This window comes from Streptomyces sp. NPDC031554, assembly GCF_055580685.1.
Map to the genome: position 1 here is coordinate 316,936 of NZ_JBVIKX010000003.1, position 17,378 is coordinate 334,313.

The 17,378-nt window shown below is 74.9% G+C and carries 12 protein-coding genes; 3 read left to right on the plus strand and 9 right to left on the minus strand.

Annotation, left to right across the window (positions count from 1 at the left end):
* Positions 1-147: 147 nt before the first annotated feature.
* From ACZ5FU_RS10090 to sigJ, 7 genes are all read right to left on the minus strand, one after another.
* The gene (locus ACZ5FU_RS10090; RefSeq protein ID WP_469045191.1) at positions 148-2,118 is read right to left on the minus strand and encodes an Ig-like domain repeat protein; all 1,971 of its coding nucleotides are present in this window, start codon (positions 2,116-2,118) and stop codon (positions 148-150) included.
* Between the two features lie 465 nt (positions 2,119-2,583).
* On the minus strand, positions 2,584-3,471 hold the full coding sequence (locus ACZ5FU_RS10095) for a universal stress protein (RefSeq protein WP_468646008.1): 888 nt from the start codon (positions 3,469-3,471) through the stop codon (positions 2,584-2,586).
* 374 nt (positions 3,472-3,845) lie between these two features.
* Positions 3,846-4,076 (minus strand): hypothetical protein, encoded by a 231-nt coding sequence (locus ACZ5FU_RS10100; RefSeq protein WP_451527812.1) that lies wholly within the window; start codon positions 4,074-4,076, stop codon positions 3,846-3,848.
* A gap of 33 nt (positions 4,077-4,109) precedes the next feature.
* Entirely contained in the window at positions 4,110-5,441 is a 1,332-nt protein-coding gene (locus ACZ5FU_RS10105) for a type III PLP-dependent enzyme domain-containing protein (protein ID WP_451778317.1), read from the minus strand.
* A gap of 348 nt (positions 5,442-5,789) precedes the next feature.
* Complete coding sequence (locus ACZ5FU_RS10110; RefSeq protein ID WP_451527814.1) at positions 5,790-7,478, minus strand: PucR family transcriptional regulator; 1,689 nt, start codon at positions 7,476-7,478, stop codon at positions 5,790-5,792.
* A 266-nt stretch (positions 7,479-7,744) separates the two neighbouring features.
* The gene (locus tag ACZ5FU_RS10115) at positions 7,745-8,983 is read right to left on the minus strand and encodes an NAD(P)/FAD-dependent oxidoreductase (RefSeq protein ID WP_451527815.1); all 1,239 of its coding nucleotides are present in this window, start codon (positions 8,981-8,983) and stop codon (positions 7,745-7,747) included.
* 93 nt (positions 8,984-9,076) lie between these two features.
* Complete coding sequence (sigJ, locus tag ACZ5FU_RS10120; RefSeq protein WP_469045192.1) at positions 9,077-10,021, minus strand: RNA polymerase sigma factor SigJ; 945 nt, start codon at positions 10,019-10,021, stop codon at positions 9,077-9,079.
* A 382-nt stretch (positions 10,022-10,403) separates the two neighbouring features.
* Between sigJ and ACZ5FU_RS10125 the strand changes: the two genes are divergently transcribed.
* Positions 10,404-10,946, plus strand: coding sequence for a tellurite resistance TerB family protein (locus ACZ5FU_RS10125; RefSeq protein WP_451527817.1), 543 nt, complete (start codon positions 10,404-10,406; stop codon positions 10,944-10,946).
* A 24-nt stretch (positions 10,947-10,970) separates the two neighbouring features.
* Here the strand turns inward: ACZ5FU_RS10125 and ACZ5FU_RS10130 are convergent, their stop codons facing one another.
* Together ACZ5FU_RS10130 and ACZ5FU_RS10135 are read right to left on the minus strand one after the other, a co-directional pair.
* Positions 10,971-12,209, minus strand: a complete 1,239-nt coding sequence (locus ACZ5FU_RS10130) for a sensor histidine kinase (RefSeq protein ID WP_451778325.1) — start codon at positions 12,207-12,209, stop codon at positions 10,971-10,973.
* Between the two features lie 120 nt (positions 12,210-12,329).
* Complete coding sequence (locus ACZ5FU_RS10135; protein ID WP_469045193.1) at positions 12,330-14,549, minus strand: MMPL family transporter; 2,220 nt, start codon at positions 14,547-14,549, stop codon at positions 12,330-12,332.
* Between the two features lie 590 nt (positions 14,550-15,139).
* Here ACZ5FU_RS10135 and ACZ5FU_RS10140 point away from each other — a divergent pair.
* Together ACZ5FU_RS10140 and ACZ5FU_RS10145 are read left to right on the plus strand one after the other, a co-directional pair.
* On the plus strand, positions 15,140-15,343 hold the full coding sequence (locus ACZ5FU_RS10140) for a cold-shock protein (RefSeq protein WP_451527820.1): 204 nt from the start codon (positions 15,140-15,142) through the stop codon (positions 15,341-15,343).
* A gap of 230 nt (positions 15,344-15,573) precedes the next feature.
* Positions 15,574-17,142 (plus strand): DEAD/DEAH box helicase, encoded by a 1,569-nt coding sequence (locus ACZ5FU_RS10145; protein ID WP_469045194.1) that lies wholly within the window; start codon positions 15,574-15,576, stop codon positions 17,140-17,142.
* Positions 17,143-17,378: the final 236 nt, after the last annotated feature.

The window sequence follows — 17,378 nt, forward strand, 5'->3', positions numbered from 1 at the left end:
CGTCCATGCCGGTCTCCGGCTCTTTTCCCGGGGAGTTCACCGCGCGGAGGAACAGGACCCGTCGAATCCGCCTGCGCGGGAGGGGGACCGACACACGTCACCCGCCCCGGCGCGACGTCGTCGGCCGGAGCGGGTGTGGTGTCGCCGTCAGTCGGTGAAGACGAAGTACTTCCAGGCGCCGTGGGTGGTGGAGTTGACGGAGTCGCCGGAGGAGCCGTTGACGTACGACGAGCGCATCCGGGCCCGGATGCCGGACTCACCGGGCGCCTCCAGGCGTACGGCCGACTTGCCGTCGGTGCCCACGGCGAAGTACTCGGAACCGGAGTCGTACCAGGAACCCTGGTAGTAGACCTGGAGCTGGAACCGCTGCTTGCGGCCCGCGTAGTAGTTCATCGTCGTGGTGAACACCGGGTCGGTGTTCTTGCGGAAGTAGTGGTACGTCGTGGAGCCGATCCTGCCCGTCTTGTAGTGCCGGGAGACGGCGGTGGAGATCTTCGCCTGGGCGTACGCGGTCGACTTCGCGGTCCTGGACGCGTACCGGGCGTCACCGTCGAAGACGGCGGTGACGGTGGTGTCACGGGTCATGTCGACGACCGCCGACAGGTTGCCCGCGGAGTTGACCCTGGCCTTCTTCAGCAGCCTCTTCGGCTTGTCGGAGCCGAAGGGGTCCGTGTAGATCGAGACGGTGCGGTTCTTGTACGTCGCGCCGAGGTGCGCGGTGAACGTGACGTCCTTGCCGTACGCGTACAGCTTGCCGTTGTTGGTCAGGGTCAGCGCGGTCGCCTTGCGCGAGACCTGCACCGCGTCGTAGCCGGCGGCGGGGGCGTGCGTGGCGTCACCCGCGTAGGACACCTTGTAGGTGACCTTGCCGCCGGCGGGCGGGGTGTCCGTGAAGGAGAAACCGCCGTCGGCCCTCGTCCTGACGGTGGCCAGGGCCTTGCCGGCCGGGGACTCCACGTCGGTGCGGATCACCCTCAGGGCGGTGCCCGCGGGCAGGGCCGTCCTCGAGGTCAGCCGGCCGGTGACGGTGAGCTTCTTGGCCCGCTCCGCCGTCGCGGGGGCCGCCACCGTGAGGGCGGGCAGCTCCTTGGTCGGGTCGGTCAGGGCGCGCAGGGTGTACGTGCCGTAGGTGTTCACCGAGACGGCGAAGACGCGGCTCGAGTCCGGCGCCCAGGCCAGCGCGCCGTCCACGAGGGTGTCGGCACCGCTGCTGTTGCCGGTGTTGGGGAAGTCGTACTCCCGCGTCGGCGTCGGGTCGCCGGGCCGGTGGACGTGGACGTCGGGGTCGTACCAGGAGAAGCTGCCGCCCGCGACGCTGCCGTCGGGCGCGACCCGTACGGCGTTCGGGTACGCGTCGATGGGGTAGCCCGCCGCCTCCGTGAGGTCGGTGGCCGAGTAGGCGCCGATGCCGTAGCCGTACTCGGGGCTGCCCCACGAGGTGAGGACCTGGCCGCCGTCCGGCGTCAGGTCCAGCTGCTTCACGGCGGTGTCCATGTCGCCCTTGGTCCGCAGCACGGCTCCGTCGGCGGTGACGTCGTACACGGCGAGCGTGCCGCCGTTGCCCGCCACCAGGACGCCCGGGACGGCCGGGTCGGCCGCCAGGAACATGCCGTACGCGCCGTGGAAGCCGACGTCGCCCCGCTCGGCGAGGTGGACGACGGGTTCGGCGCCGGAGAGGTCCAGCGAGCCGAAGTCGGTGTCGTGGGCGAACCAGATCCGGCCGTCCACCACCTCCAGGTCGCCCGGGGCGGCGCCGACCGGGTGACTCGCGGTCTGCGCGTACGTCGCCGTGTCCACCGACACGATCCGGCCGCCGTTCGTCACGGCGGCGTACACCTGCCCGGAGTCGGCGGACAGGGCGAGGCCGCTCACGCCGGGGAGCCCGGTCAGCGTGGCCTTCACGGCGCCCGTGTAGTCGGTGACGACGATCTTGCCGCCGGTCGGGTCGGAGACGTAGACGCGCTGGTGGGCGCCGTCCACGACGAGGTCGCCGACCGACTTCACCGGAAGCGTCCTGGCGGAGTCGGCCGCGGCCGTCCCCGCGGTGCCCACGGCGAGGACCGCGGAGCTGAAGACGACCGCCAGCGCGGTCGCGGTCGAGATGGTGCGCGTGCGCACGGTGATGTGAACCCCCACAGAAACCGGCCCGGTGGTCACCGGGCGGAGATGAGCGGCCGCGCGTCCCCCCTCACACCGACGACGGGTGTGTGGACGCTGCCGAGGAGAGCAGCGTATGGCATGCCAGTGACAATCAAGGAGCGAAATATCGCCGTTCGGACGGCCGGACGAACCGCCGGACGAACCGCGGTCCGGACGGATGGCCGAACGGATGGCCGAACGGTTGGACGGCCGGTGTCCGGGTCCCGTGCCCGCCGGGCGTCCGGAGCAGGTCCGGTCCGGGTCCCGGGCCCGGTACGGTCGCTCCGCGCCTCCGCGGGGCTCCGGGGCCGTTCCCAGGGGCTGCCCGGCCCTGCCCGGTGCCCCCGCACGGCCGGCCCCGGCCCGCCGCCCGCCCGCGCCGCGGGAGGGCCCGCGGGGGCGCGGGCCGGGCGCGGGGGTGCGCGGGGGTGCGCGGGGGTGCGATCAGCCGGACGCCTCCGCTCCCCGCACCACCGCGACCGGGCAGCGGGCGTGGTGCAGCAGGGCCTGGCTGACGGAGCCGAGCAGCAGGCCGGTGAAGCCGCCGCGGCCCCGGGCGCCGACCACGAGCAGCTGCGCGGACCCGCTGGCCCCGATCAGGGCCTCCCGTGTCCCGCCGTGCACGACCCGGTGGTCCGCCACCACGCCGGGGAACCGCTCGCGGCAGCCGGCGAGCGCCTCGGACAGCAGGCGGTCCTCCTCGCCGGCGAGGGCGCCCGACGGGTTCGCGTACGGCTCCGCCGCGTCCTGCGGGGCGGGTAGCGGCGCGTTCCACGTGGTCCAGGCGTGCAGCGCCACCAGCGGCACCTTGCGCAGCTCCGCCTCGGCGAACGCGAACTCCACCGCCCGACGGCCCGCCGCCGAGCCGTCGACGCCCACGACGACCGGACCGTCGGCGCGGGCCGGCTCGCGCACCACCAGCACCGGGCACCGGCCGTGCGCCGCCAGGTGCACCGCGGTCGACCCGACCAGGAGACCGACGAACCCGCCCATCCCCCGCGACCCGACGACCACCAGCTCCGCCTCGCGCGACTGCGCCTCCAGGACCGTCAGCGGTTCACCGGCCACCACCGCGTGCCGGACGTCGACGTCCGGCGCCGTCGCCCGCGCCCGCTCGACCGCCTCGGCCGTCAGCCGGTCGACCATGGTGCGGATCCCGCCGTCGGGCGGCCCCAGCGGCGAGGGGCCCGTGGGCACGTGCATCGCGGGCCAGAGGAACGCGTGCACGATCCGCAGGGCCGCGCCCCGCGCCCGCGCCTCCCGCGCCGCCTCCTCCACCGCGGCGAGACTCGACGACGCCCCGTCCACACCGACGACCACCACACCGCTCATCACGCCTCCCGCCGTACGACCGACGTCCGGGGGAGCGCGTTCGCTCCCCCCTCCAGGGTCACCCCGGCGCCGCCCTTCGGCACGGGGCCGGCCGGCGCCCCCGTGGGGACCGTACGGCGCCTCCCCCGCGGTGACGGCACGCCGTGCGCCGGACCCGCGCCCCCTCCGCCCGCGCCGTCCGGCCCCGGGCGAGGGGCCGGACGGCCCTTCTGCGCGCGGCGGCGTCCGTGGTCTCCTGTGGGTGACGGGGAGGGCCCGTACAGGGACGCGGAGGAGCAGCCGGGAGCTGCGCACCGCGTGATCAGGATCCGCGAGAAGCGGGTGGACCCTCCTCGTCGACCACGTGCGCGCGACCCGCTCGCGGACCGCCGCCGTCAGCGGGTCCGCAGCCACACCGCCAGGAGGCCGGCCACGGTCGTGCCGGCGCCGTAGCAGGCGCCCCGCAGGAACTGGTCGGCCGCCGCGCGGCGCCGGCGCGAGAGCCACCGGGTGAGGTCGCACGCGGTACGGCGGCAGCGCGCGGCCGCGGTGGACGACCGCCGCCGGGCGGCCTCCCGCCGGGGCGGCTCCGTGGGGCGCCCCGACCGGGCGCGCCGTGCGTTCATGGCTGCTGCACCTTCCTTTCGGCGGAGAGCCGGTCATCGCCCCGCGACGACCGGGCCGGCGCTACCGGCGGCCGGGGCGGGCCGGATCGGCCGGAAGACGACGTGGCCGTCGGCGTCGACCCGGACGCCGTGGACGGCGGGCTCGGGCAGGCTGTTGTAGTGGAACGGCGTGGAGAAGTAGTAGGCGCCGGTGTCCGGTACGACGACGAGGTCGCCGGCGTCGAGGAGGGGCAGCGCGCGGCCGCGGGCCAGCAGGTCGCCGGCGAAGCAGCACGGGCCCGCGACGTCCTGGGCGACGGACGGCCCGTGCTTGGCGGCGCCCCGGGGGTCGTGGGCCTCGATCCGCAGGGGCCAGGCGTCGGGGGCGAACACGGTGCGGGTGGCGACCTGGGCACCGGCGTGGGTGATGGCGACGGGGCGGCCGCCGACTGTCTTGGTGTACTCGACGTACGCGGCCATGAACCCGTTCTTGGCCAGGACGGAGCGGCCGAACTCGGTGACGATCTCGTAGGCGCCGGAGAACAGGGCCGGGGCGTGCGTGCGCAGGTGGTCCACGTAGGTGTCGAAGCCGGGGGCCGTCTCGTCGTCGGCGAAGTTGACGGGCAGTCCTCCCCCGATGTCGATGCCGGTGACCTGGCGCCGGCCGAGGTGGGCGTTGACCTCCTCGGCGAACGCCACCGCCGCGGCGACGCCCTCGGCGATCAGGTCCAGGGGGCAGCCCTGCGAGCCGACGTGCGTGTGCACCCAGGTGAGCCAGGGGCGGTCGCGGTACGCCCGCAGCAGCCGCCGCCGGCTGCCCTCGTCCGTCAGCGGGACGCCGAACTTGGAGGTCGCGGTGGCCGTGCTCATGGCGCCGATCGAACCGCCGCCGACCTGCGGGTTGACGCGCACGCCGATCCGGGAGGCGGTGTCGCGGACGGCGAGGAGGTCGTCGACGCGCGCGAGTTCCTGGAAGCTGTCCACGTTCACGGCGACGCCGAGGTCCAGGGCGCGGGCGAGTTCCGCCCGGGTCTTGGCCGGCGAGTCGAACACGACGTGCGCGGGGTCGAAGCCGGCCTCCAGCGCCAGGTCCAGTTCACCGGCACTGGCCACCTCGCAGCCCATGCCGCCCCGGCGCAGTTCCTCCAGGACGGGGACCAGGCAGTTCGCCTTGGCCGCGAAGGCGTGCAGGACACGGAGGGAGCCGGGGAACGCCTTCCGCAGGGAGGCGACGGTCGCGTCCACGCCGTCGAGGTCGACGAACCCGGCCAGCAGCGCCGTGTCGGGGTCCAGGAGGCCCTGCCGCACGGCCGCCCGCAGTATGCGCTCGCGCCGGGCCGCCCCGGCCTCACCCTCGTGCCTGCTGTTCGTGGCGGAAACGCTCATCCCGCACCCTCCCGGAGCCCTGGGTTCCGACCACCGCACGCCTGCCGTGCGGCGGGACCACCAGGTTCCCCACGCGGCGGTGCGGATGTCTTCGTCGGGAGTTCCGGTGTCGTGCGCCGCGGTTCTCACCGGGGGGCGACACGGCGGGCGCGGGGCGCTCGTCGTGGTGCGCGGGCACGAAGGAGGCACCCCTTCCTCGTGGCGGCACCCGACGGCGTGGGCGTCCGACGGCGTGGAGCGTCCGACGGAGGTGTCCGAGGGGGTACCGTCCGACGGCTCGCGCCCGGAGGGCTCACACCCGGGAGCTCACCCTCGACGGCTCATGCACTGCGCCTCATGCACTGCGGCTCATGCACTGCGGCTCGCGTCCGGGGCTCGGGCCGGTCCGCCGTCGCGCTCCAGCAGCCGCAGCTGCAGCTGCGCGAGGAGCCGGGCGTCCGGGTCGCCGAGGTCGAGCCCGGACAGCTCGGTGAGCCGGCCGATCCGGTGCCGCAGGCTGTTGGCGTGCACGCCCAGCGCCCGCGCGGTGTCCGGCACATGACCGAAGTGGTCGAGGTAGGCGCGCAGGGTCTCCACCATCGTGCCCCCGCCGTGCCCGGCGTCGTACGCCACCAGTCGCGCCACCGGCGTGTCCGGCGCCGGTACCGTGCCCGCCGGCGTGTCCGTCAGCGTGTCCAGCATCTGGTTCAGGGCGACGGTCTCGGCCACCTCGCTCGCGAAGGCTGCCGTGCGGTGCTCTCCCGGCGAGAGCAGGGCCCGCAGGGCCAGGTCCGCCGACCGGCGGGACTCGGGCAGGTCCGCCAGGGCCCCGACCACGGTGCCGAGACCGATCCTCGCGTCGGGACCGAACGTGTCGGCCACCTGCCGGACCAGCGCCGCCCCCGTCCGCGCCACCTGCTCACGGGCCCGCGCCACGTCCTGGTGCAGTGCGCCGAGCAGGACCAGGGCACCCCGGTCGGCCGGCAGCACCACCGGGGTGACGTCGTACGCGCCGCACCGCACCGCCAGCAGCGCGCACAGCCTCGCGGCCTCCTCGGCCCCGCCCGCCGTCCCGGCGTGCACCGCGAGCACGGCGCAGTGCCCCCGCGCGGGCATCCCGGTGCGTTCGGTCAGGACGGCGGCGGACCCGAGTCCGTCGAGCAGGGCGCGGGCCGCGTCCTCGGCCAGGCGGGCGGGCGACCGGTGGGAGCGGTGGTGCAGCAGATGTGCGGCGGCCACCCGTGCCGCCGACCGCAGGGTGTCGGAGGCGTGCGGCGGCAGGTCGCCGCCCGCGGCCGCCACCCAGATCGAGCCGAGGACCTCACCGCCCGCCCGGACGGCCACCACCAGGCGTTCGGGATCGTCCCCGTGCGCCGGCCGGTGGACGACGTCCCCCGATCCCCACACGGCCCGGAAGAACCCGGCCTCCCGCATGGCGGAGACCCGCCACTGCGGCACCCGGCGGCCGAGGATCGTCAGCCGGCGCAGCTCGTCCACCTCCTCCTCGGTGGAGGAGTACGCCAGGACGCGGGACTCCAGGTCCTCGATCGTCACCGCGCCGCCGACCAGGACCGCGACCGCGTCGGCCAGCGCGTTCAGATCGCCCGGCGGCACGGCGGACACCGCCGGATCGGCGGGCACCCCGGACAGCACCAGACCGGCCCGCAGCGCCCCGACCAGCTCGGTCCAGCCGCACCACGGCGTCCGCAGCAGCAGCGCCGTCCCGCCCTCCTCGGCCGCCGCCCGCAGCGCCTCGGACGGCGGGCCCGACCGGCCCCGCCCGAACACGACCGCGGCGGCGCCCGCTCCGGCGGCCTCGCGCACGGCGTCGACGGCGGCGGCCGAGCTCGGATCGACGCCCACCGCCAGCAGCACCCGCCCCCGCGCCGGCCCCCGCTCCAGCGGGTCCAGCACCGTGACGCCCTCGACCACCGCCCCGAGGCCGCGCGGCGCCACGCACAGCTCCAGCGCACCGGTCCCCATGACCGACAGCAGCCGGTCCAGCGTCGGACCCGGCACCGCGTCGCCCCCCGGCCCGGCCATCGCCTCCGGCGGCATCCGGTCCCCCTTCCGTCGGCACGGCGTGTGACGGCGAGTGTAGGAGGAGTCACCCGGGAGGGTCACGGAAACCGGACGCCTCACGCCTCGCGGGGACCGGACGCCTCGCGGGGACCGGGCCGGGCGCGGGGACCGGAGCGGTCACGAGGGCCTGGCCGGTCACGAGGGCCTGTCACGAGGGCCTGTCACGAGGGCCGGGCCGGTCGCGGGGAGCGAACCGCCCCGGGAGCCGGGCCGCTCCGGGACCGGCTCCCGCGCGCCGCCCGTCAGGCCGGCGTCCCGGCCGGGGCCGGCGTCCGCGCCGCTCCGCCCGCGATCCGGCGGCGGCGGACCGGCAGGCCCAGGGTGGGGTGGGCCACCCCCCAGGCCGCGCCCTTGCAGACCAGTTCCTTGTACAGGGCGGCGGCGCGTCCGGTCAGGGCCGCGCGGAGGGCCCGGTCGTCCGCGGTGACGTACTGGATCAGACCCTGCCCGCGGCCCAGGGAGACGCACTGGTTGAAGTACCGGACGGACACCTGCGGGATCTTCGTGCCGGTCAGGCGGGCCGCGACGGCGTCGGCGGCCTGCCAGGCCGTGGGCACCCCGGAGGCGCACGACATGCGCAGCGGCTTGCCGGCGGGACCCGTCACCGCGGCCGCGTCGCCGACGGCGTACACGTCCGGGTGGGAGAGCGAGCGCATGGTCCCGTCGACGACGATCTGGCCGGTGCCGGTGACCTCCAGGGTGGTGTCCCGCGCGATCGGGTGGACGGCGAAGCCGGTGGTCCACACGGTGACCGCGGCCGGCAGGGACGTGCCGTCGGCGGTGGTGACGCGGTCGGCGCCCACGGCGGTGACGGGGGCGTGCTCGTGCACGGTGATGCCGAGGCCGTCGAAGACCTTCCGCAGGTGCCCGCGGCCCTTGGGCGAGAGCCAGTCACCGAGGCCGCCGCGGACGGCGAGGGCGACGTCGAGGTCGGGGCGGGCCTCGGCGATCTCGGTCACCGCCTCCACGCCGGTGAGGCCGCCGCCGACCACCACCACGGGCTGCCCGGCGTCCAGGCGGGCCAGGCGCTCGCGCAGCCGGAGGGCTCCGGGGCGGCTCGCGATCTCGTGGGCGTGCTCGGCGGCACCGGGGACGCCCTGGTCGTCCCAGGCGCTGCCGAGGGCGTAGACGAGGGTGTCGTACACCAGCTCCCGCTGCCCGGCGGTCCCGGTGCCGGCGTCCCCGCCGGTGTCCGTGCCGGCGCCCGTACCGGTGACCGTGACCGTCCGGCGGTCGGCGTCCACGGCGGTGACCCTCGCGAGCACCGTCTCCACGCCGGTGCCCGCGAACATCTCGGCGAAGGGCCGGGGCCTGAGGTCCTGGCCGACGGCGAGCTGGTGCATCCGCACGCGCTCGACGAAGTCGGGCTCGGCGTTGACGAGGGTGATGGCGACGTCTTCGCGGTGCAGCCGCCTGGCGAGGCGCCCGGCGGCGACGGCTCCGGAGTATCCGGCTCCGAGGACGATGATGCGGTGCTGCATCTCCATGCTCCTGTCTTGAGCGGGTTCGCCCCTTGAACCGGGCGGCCCCGCGTTTCCTGACGGGAGCGGCGTGTGAGGCGCGTCACACCCGCGTCAGAACGTGACGCGGACGGGCGCGCCGCCGCCGGCGGCCACCCAGTGCCGCGTCGCGCGTTCGAGCTTGTCGGGGTTGACCTGGTTGCGGAGCCCGGCGATGCCCTCCGGGGTGACCTCCAGGCACATGACGCCGACGACGCGGCCGTCGGCGACCACGACGACCGCGGGGTCGCCGTTGGCGACGGCGGCGTACATCTCGACCGCGTCGCCGATCAGGGCGCGCTTGGCCTTGCCGGGCCGGAACAGGCCGCGCAGGAACTTCGCGATCGCGAGCGCGCCCTCGAACGCCCTGGCGCGGGCCGGGACCTTGCCGCCGCCGTCGCCGATCGAGACGGCGTCCTGGGTGAGCAGCCGCACGAGCGGCTCGGTCCGGCCGCTGACGGCGGCCGCGAGGAACTCGTCGACGATCCGCCGGGCGGCGGCCTCGTCGATCTCGGTGCGGGCCCTGCCGTCGGCGACGTGCTTCTTCGCGCGGTGGAACAGCTGCTGGCTGGCGGCCTCGGTGATGTCGAGGATCCCGGCGATCTCCCGGTGCGGGTAGCCGAAGGCCTCCCGCAGCACGTACACCGCCCGCTCGCCGGGCGACAGCCGCTCCAGCAGCGCGAGGACCGCGTACGACACCGACTCGCGCTGTTCGGCGGTGTCGGCGGGGCCGAGCATCGGGTCCCCGGCGAGCAGCGGCTCGGGGAGCCACTGGCCGACGTAGGTCTCGCGCCGGGCGCGGGCCGAGGTGAGCTGGTTGAGGCACAGGTTGGTGAGGACCTTCGTCAGCCAGGCCTCGGGAACCTCGACGCGCGCGACGTCGGCGGCCTGCCAGCGCAGAAACGTCTCCTGCACGGCGTCCTCGGCCTCGCTCGCCGAACCGAGCAGCCGATAGGCGATGGCCTCCAGGCGTGACCTGGAGGCCTCGAACCGTTCCACGTCGTTCACGGTCAGGGCCATGGCCGGGATCCTAGCCCGCACGGGCCGCGGGGCGGGGGCCCGGACCCGCGGGACGAGGGGTTCGCCCCGCGGGGCGGGGGCGAGGATCCGGCCGGGGGCACCGGCCGGCGGGGGCCGCTCGGCCGTCGGCTGCCCGGCCGTCGGCCGGGATGACGGAACGCCGGGAGGTCCGAGTGACGGAGCGACGGAGCGACAGGGTGACGGAGTGACAGGGTGACGGGATGTCGGCGCCGTGTCCCCGGCCGCTCCGGCCCCCGGGAGCGGCTCCGCCCCGCGGCCCGGTCCGTGCGGAACTTCGTCGTCGTGGCGGGCGTTGGCAGGGTGACGCGTGCGAGCCGCGCGTCGGACCGGAACGACAGGGCTGAAGCCGAGGGTGGCACACGTGGCGATGTGGGATCGGATCAAGGACCAGGCCAAGGGGCTCCAGCAGGCACAGGGGGCGCGGGGCTCCGGCGGCCACGGGCGGCCGGGGGGCGCCGGCGGTTCGCGCGCCCAGCTGGTGAGCACGCTCAAGTCCCAGCTCACCTCCCTCAAGACCGAGTTGAAGAGCGGCGCCTACCGCGACGCCAGCATGGCGATGTGCGCCCTGGTCGCCGCCGCCGACGGGCACGTCGACCCGGCCGAGCGGCAGCACGTGGAGTCGCTCATCCTGCACAACGACGTCCTGCAGAACTTCCCGCCCGAGCAGCTGCGCCAGCGCTTCAACCAGCACGTCGACCGGCTGGCGTTCGACTTCCCCCAGGGCAAGGCCGAGGTCCTCCAGGAGATCGCCAAGGCCGCGAAGAAGCCGACGGAGGCCAGAGCCGTCGTCCAGACCGGGTTCGTCGTCGCGGGTGCGGACGGGTACGTCGCGCCGGCCGAGGAGCAGGTCCTGCGCGAGGCCTGCTCGGTCCTCGGCCTGTCGGCGCAGGAGTTCGGCCTCTGAGTCCCTCCCCCGGCCCGGCGGCGGTCAGGCCTCGGGGATCAGCGGCAGCGCCGTCGTGACCTCGAAGCCGCCCTCCGGGCGGGGGCCCAGGCGCAGTTCGCCGCCGATGGAGTGGGCCCGTTCGCGCATGCCCAGGACGCCGAAGCCGCGGCCCTGCGCGGTGGCGGGCGGCGCCGCGGCGGCGGCCGGGCCGTCGTCGCTGACCGTGATCACCAGCCGGGCCCCGGAGTACACCAGCCGTACGCGCGCGCAGTGACTGCCCGCGTGCTTGGTGACGTTGGTGAGCGCCTCCTGCACGATGCGGAACGCGGTCAGGTCCGCCCCCGGCGACAGCGGCCGGGGCTCCCCCTCGGTGGTGACCGTGACGGTGAGCCCCGCGGACTCGCACGCCGCGACCAGCTCGGGCAGGCGGGCCAGGCCGGGGGCCGGTTCCAGCGGGCCGGCGGCCGGGTCGTCGTTCTGGCGCAGCAGTCCCAGCGTCGCCTTCAGCTCGCGCAGCGCGGAGGACGTGGTGCCGGTCAGGTCGGTGAGGATCCTCTTCGTCTGCTCCGGGCGGGTGAGCGCGAGGTGGGCGGCGGTGCCGGCCTGGGCGTTGGCCAGCGCCAGGTGGTGCGCGACGACGTCGTGCAGTTCCCGGGCGATGCGCATGCGCTCCTCCGTGACGCGCAGCCGGGCCTCCTCCTCGCGGGTGCGCTCGGCGTGCTCGGCGCGGGCCTGGACGGCCTGGAGGTAGGCGCGCCGCAGCCGGGTCATGGTGCCGGCGGCGAGCGGCAGCATCAGCCAGAAGACCGGGCCGATCGTCCTGAGCAGCAGGGAGAGGTCGTCCATGCTGTCGGAGAAGACGGCCGCGGCCGTCACCGCCCCGGTCGTGACGACGCCGAAGGCCCGGGTCGTCCTGGGGTCGGTCATCGTGGCCAGCCAGTAGAGCGCCGCCATGATCGGGCCCAGCAGCAGCGGGGTGACCAGGTACCCGAGCGCGACCGCGACCACCGTGCAGACCGCGGTGACGACGACGGCGGTGCGCGGACGGCAGCGGTACTGCAGCAGGGCGAGACAGGAGACGCCCATCAGGGCGGTGGCGGTCCCGCCGTGGTCGGGCGGGGGGATGCCGGGCATGGTGAGGGAGCTGCCGAGGCTCGCGCAGCCCATCAGCGCCAGGACCACCGCCAGGTCGATGAGGCGGGTGTGGCGGTCCGCGTACTTCCCGACGCGTTCCGAGTATTTCTCCAGGCGGTCCGTGTAGCGCTCGAGGCTGCTGCTCATCGGGGTTCGGCTCTCCGGTCGGTGGTGCTGGGTCCATCGTGGCCCCCGCCGCCGCGGCGGGCGACGGGACCGCCCGTGGCGTTCACCACGGACGGTCCCGGTCCGGCGGGGCGGACGGGCTCAGGCGCGGGCCGGCTCCCTGTCGGCGGCCGGCTCGTCGGCCGGGTGCCCCTCGCCGGGGCCGGGCCGGTGGGCGAGCGCCTCGCCCTCCACGTCGACGCGGGGCAGGATCCGGTCCAGCCACGCGGGCAGCCACCAGGCCTTGTGGCCGAGCAGGGCGAGCACGGCGGGCACGATCGCCATCCGGACGACGAAGGCGTCGAAGAGGACGGCTCCGGCCAGCCCGAACCCGATCATCTTGATCATGGAGTCGTGCTCGCCGATGAACCCGGCGAAGACCGCGATCATGATCAGCGCGGCGGCCACGACCACCCGGGCGCTGTGCCGGAAGCCGGACGTGACCGCCTGGCCGGGCCGCTCGCCGTGGACGTACGCCTCGCGCATGCGGGAGACGAGGAAGACCTCGTAGTCCATGGCGAGGCCGAACACGATGCCCACCAGGAAGATCGGCATCAGGCTCATGATCGGGCCGGTCTGTTCCACGCCGAGGATCCCGGCGCCGTGGCCCTGCTGGAAGACCACGACGACCGCGCCGAGGGAGGCCAGCACCGACAGCAGGAACCCGAGGGCCGCCTTCAGCGGGACCAGCAGGGACCGGAAGACCAGCATCAGCAGCACGACCGCCAGACCGACCACGACGATCAGGTACGGCACCAGCGCGGCCTGGACCTTGTCGGCGATGTCGATGTTCAGCGCGGTGCTGCCGGTGACCTCGAAGGTCGCGCCGGTCCCGGACTCGACGCCGGGGCGCTCGCCCCGGATGGCCTTCACCAGGTCCTTGGTGCGCTCGTCGGTCGGCGCGGTGGACGGCACGACCGAGAAGACGGCGGTGTCGCCGGCCTCGTTGAAGCGGGCCGGGGAGACGGAGACGACGCCCTCGGTGCCGCCGATCCTGTCGACGACGGCCTGCGCGGCCGCCTTCGGGTCGGAGCCGCCGCGCGCGTCGACGACGACGGTCAGGGGCCCGTTGAAGCCGGGTCCGAAGCCGTCGGCGAGCGCGTCGTAGGCCCGGCGCTCGGTGGTGGAGGTGGGCTTGGCCTCGTCACCGGGCATGCCCAGCTGCAGATCGGCCACGGGCAGGGCGAGTGCGCCCAGGCCCACCACGCCCAGCAGCAGCACGGGCAGCGGGCGGCGCAGCACGAACCGCGCCCAGCGGGTGCCGCCGTTGTCGGCGGCGCCGCCCGCGGCCGGGCCGGTCCGGCGGGACCTGCGCGCCAGTACGGCGTTCGGCCAGAACCCGAGGAACGCCGGCACCAGCGTCAGCGCGATCAGCACGGCCAGGACGACCGCGCCCGCCGCGGCGAGACCCATCTTGGTGAGCATCGGGATGCCGACGACGGAGAGTCCGGCCAGGGCGATGACCACGGTGAGGCCCGCGAAGACGACCGCCGACCCGGCGGTGCCGACCGCGAGCCCGGTCGCCTCCTCGGGCGTGCGGCCGTGACCGCGTTCCTCCCGGTAGCGGGAGACGACGAACAGGGCGTAGTCGATGCCGACCGCCAGGCCCAGCATCATCGCCAGCGTGCCGGTCGTCGTGGACAGGCCGAGGGCGTCGGAGAGGGCCGTGATCGTGGCCATGCTCACGCCGACGCCGATGATCGCGGTCAGCAGGGGCAGTCCGGCCGCGGCGAGCGAACCGAAGGTGACCAGCAGGACGACCGCGGCGATCGAGATGCCGATGATCTCGGCGACGCCGCCCGGTCCCGCGCCGTTCTCCAGCGCGTCGCCGCCGGCCTCGACGGTCAGCCCGGCGTCACGGGCGTCCGTGAGGGCCCGCTCCAGGCGGGTCCTGCTGTCGTCGGTGAGCTCGTTCGCCGCGACCTCGTAGGTGACGGTCGCGTACGCCGTCGAACCGTCCTCGCTGACCGCCCGTGCCTGGAACGGGTCGGCGGCGCTCGCCACCTGCGGCCCGTCGGCCAGGCCGGCCACCGTGTCCTCGACGGCCCGCCGGTTCCCGGCCGCGGTCACCTTCTGTCCGTCCGGTGCGACGAAGACGACCCGTGCGGTGGCGCCGTCGGCGGAGGTGCCGGGGAAGCGCTGCTCCAGCAGGTCGAACGCCTTCTGGGACTCGATGCCCGGCATCGAGAACTGCTCGTCGGCGGCCCCGGGGGCCTTGAGGGCGCCCAGCCCGACGGCGGCCAGGACCGCCGCCCAGACCAGGGCGACGTACCAGCGCCGCCGGAAGGCCAGGCGGCCCACGCGATAGAGGAAAGTAGCCACGACAGGGGGTCTCCGCATCTGGTGCCGACTGTCCGCCCAGCCTCGCCCGACCACCCCCGGCCCGTCGTCGTCCGCCTGCCGACAATCCCCCTACTCGGAACGCAGTACGGCGGGCCCCGCGGGATCCACCGACAGGACCAACCGGGATCCACCGGCAGGACCAGGGCCCGTCCGTCGGATCGTGCCGGGCGGACCGCGAGGGGGGCGTCCGCTCGTCGGACTCGTGTTCCCACCGATGTGTCGTTCGTCGCACTCGGAGGGAATTCGGGAGTACGGGGTTTCCCGCGGGACGGCACCCGTACCGGTCGTCATGCGAGGTCACAGGGGTGCGACCGGCGTCCCGGCGGGAAGGCGGGGGCGCGGGCGGACCAATATCTGTGGTCACCGGATGAGAAATTGACGCAGCGCCCGGGGAATATTCCCGCACCCCGCCCACCAGGCGAAATTGTGCCGCCCACTCGGCCGAACGCGCCGTGCTAGTGTCGTCGTCAGTTGCAGTTGTGGTTGCCAGAAGGTTTTTCCATCGGGGTGATCATCACGGCGACCGGAGGCACACAGAGTGACTCCGAACCGTCCCGAAGGAGAAAAAAATGGCCAGCGGCACCGTGAAGTGGTTCAACTCTGAAAAGGGCTTCGGCTTCATCGAGCAGGACGGCGGCGGTCCCGACGTCTTCGCCCACTACTCGAACATCGCCTCCCAGGGCTTCCGTGAGCTCCAGGAAGGCCAGAAGGTCACGTTCGACATCGCGCAGGGCCAGAAGGGCCCGACGGCGGAGAACATCGTTTCCGCCTGACCCTGTCTGACGCGTGACGCAGCCGGGACCCGCACCGTGGGGTGCGGGCCCCGGCTCGCCGCTTTTCCGGGTGCCGCGCGGGATTACCTGATTTCCCGCAGGACGGTGACGCGTTTCCCGTCCACTTGTTCCGGCCCCACCCACTCCGGCTCGTTCTCGCAATTCTCCGCGCCTTTCCTGTGCTCCGGGAATTCCTTGATACGCGCCGCATCAAGGAAGGTTCCCCCCGCATGAACCGTGCACGTTCCGGCGCCCGCTCCTACGGCCGCTCCACCGGCGGCGCCCCGCAGCGCTCCTCCGGCAACCGCTCCTCCGGGCCCCGCCGTTCGCAGGGCGGCTCCGGCCGCCGGCCGATGGCGCAGCAGGGCGAGTTCGCGCTGCCGGAGACGGTGACGCCCCCGCTGCCCGCCGTCGAGTCGTTCGGCGACCTGGGCCTGCCCGCGCCGATGTCGGCCGCGCTCGCCGGCGAGGGCGTGACCGTCCCGTTCCCCATCCAGGGCGCGACCCTGCCGAACTCCCTGGCCGGCCGTGACGTCCTCGGCCGCGGCCGCACCGGCTCCGGCAAGACCCTCGCGTTCGGCCTCGCGCTGCTGGCCCGTACGGCGGGCCTGCGGGCCGAGCCGCGCGAGCCGCTGGCCCTCGTCCTGGTGCCGACCCGCGAGCTGGCCCAGCAGGTCACCGACGCGCTCACGCCGTACGCCCGCTCCGTGCGGCTGCGGCTGGCCACCGTCGTCGGCGGCATGTCGATCGGCCGCCAGGCGAGCGCCCTGCGGGCCGGCGCCGAGGTCGTCGTCGCCACGCCGGGACGGCTGAAGGACCTCATCGACCGGGGCGACTGCCGTCTCGGCGAGGTCCGCATCACCGTCCTCGACGAGGCCGACCAGATGGCCGACATGGGCTTCATGCCGCAGGTCACCGCGCTGCTCGACCAGGTGAAGCCCGACGGGCAGCGGATGCTGTTCTCGGCCACGCTGGACCGCAACGTCGACCGGCTGGTCCGCCGCTACCTCTCCGACCCGGTCGTCCACTCCGTCGACCCGTCGGCCGGCGCGGTCACCACGATGGAGCACCACGTCCTGCACGTCCAGGACGCCGACAAGCAGCGCACGACCACCGAGATCGCGGCCCGCGACGGCCGCGTGATCATGTTCTTGGACACCAAGCACGCGGTGGACCGGCTGACCAAGCACCTGCTGAACAGCGGCGTGCGCGCCGCCGCCCTGCACGGCGGCAAGTCCCAGCCGCAGCGCACCCGGACGCTGGACCAGTTCAAGACGGGCCACGTGACCGTGCTCGTCGCGACCAACGTGGCCGCGCGCGGCATCCACGTCGACAGCCTGGACCTGGTCGTCAACGTGGATCCGCCGACCGACCCCAAGGATTACCTGCACCGCGGCGGCCGTACCGCGCGTGCGGGCGAGTCCGGCAGCGTGGTCACCCTGGTGACCCCGGACCAGCGGCGCGCCATGAGCCGGCTGACGGCCGCCGCCGGTGTCACCGCGCAGGTGACCTCGGTCCGCTCGGGCGAGGAGGAGCTGGGCCGTATCACCGGTGCCCAGGCCCCCTCCGGCGTCCCCGTCGTGATCACCGCGCCGGTCGTGGAGCGCCCCCGGCGCTCCGCCTCCTCGGGCGGTTCGTCCTCCCGCGGCCGCCGCGGTCGCGGTGGCGGCGGCGAGCGCGGCGGCGACCGGGGCGCACGCGGTGGTGAGCGCGGTGGCGAGCGCGGCCGGTCCGGCGGCGACGCGTCGTCCTCGCGCGGCCGGTCCCAGCGCCGGTCCTCCTTCGATTCGGCGGCCTGACCGGCCACGGACACCACGCCCCAGGGCGTGCGGGGGCGGCTGAAACCGCCTCCCACCTGCACGGAAGGGCCCCGTCGGCAGTCGCCGGCGGGGCCCTTCCGCGTGCCCGGCCGGGGGCGGTCCGGCGCGGTGGACGACGGCGCGGGGTACCCGTAACGGTGGACCGGCACGGCGGCGGAACCGGTGGACGGTGTTGAATCTCCTCAGGGGCCCGGGTGCCGGACAGCGGCGGGGCC

Coding starts and splice junctions, on each gene's coding strand:
- ACZ5FU_RS10095 (WP_468646008.1), bottom strand. CDS start 3,471: ATGAGCGGTGTGGTGGTCGTCGGTGTGGACGGGGCGTCGTCGAGTCTC.
- ACZ5FU_RS10100 (WP_451527812.1), bottom strand. CDS start 4,076: ATGAACGCACGGCGCGCCCGGTCGGGGCGCCCCACGGAGCCGCCCCGG.
- ACZ5FU_RS10105 (WP_451778317.1), bottom strand. CDS start 5,441: ATGAGCGTTTCCGCCACGAACAGCAGGCACGAGGGTGAGGCCGGGGCG.
- ACZ5FU_RS10110 (WP_451527814.1), bottom strand. CDS start 7,478: ATGCCGCCGGAGGCGATGGCCGGGCCGGGGGGCGACGCGGTGCCGGGT.
- ACZ5FU_RS10115 (WP_451527815.1), bottom strand. CDS start 8,983: ATGCAGCACCGCATCATCGTCCTCGGAGCCGGATACTCCGGAGCCGTC.
- sigJ (WP_469045192.1), bottom strand. CDS start 10,021: ATGGCCCTGACCGTGAACGACGTGGAACGGTTCGAGGCCTCCAGGTCA.
- ACZ5FU_RS10130 (WP_451778325.1), bottom strand. CDS start 12,209: ATGAGCAGCAGCCTCGAGCGCTACACGGACCGCCTGGAGAAATACTCG.
- ACZ5FU_RS10140 (WP_451527820.1), top strand. CDS start 15,140: ATGGCCAGCGGCACCGTGAAGTGGTTCAACTCTGAAAAGGGCTTCGGC.
- ACZ5FU_RS10145 (WP_469045194.1), top strand. CDS start 15,574: ATGAACCGTGCACGTTCCGGCGCCCGCTCCTACGGCCGCTCCACCGGC.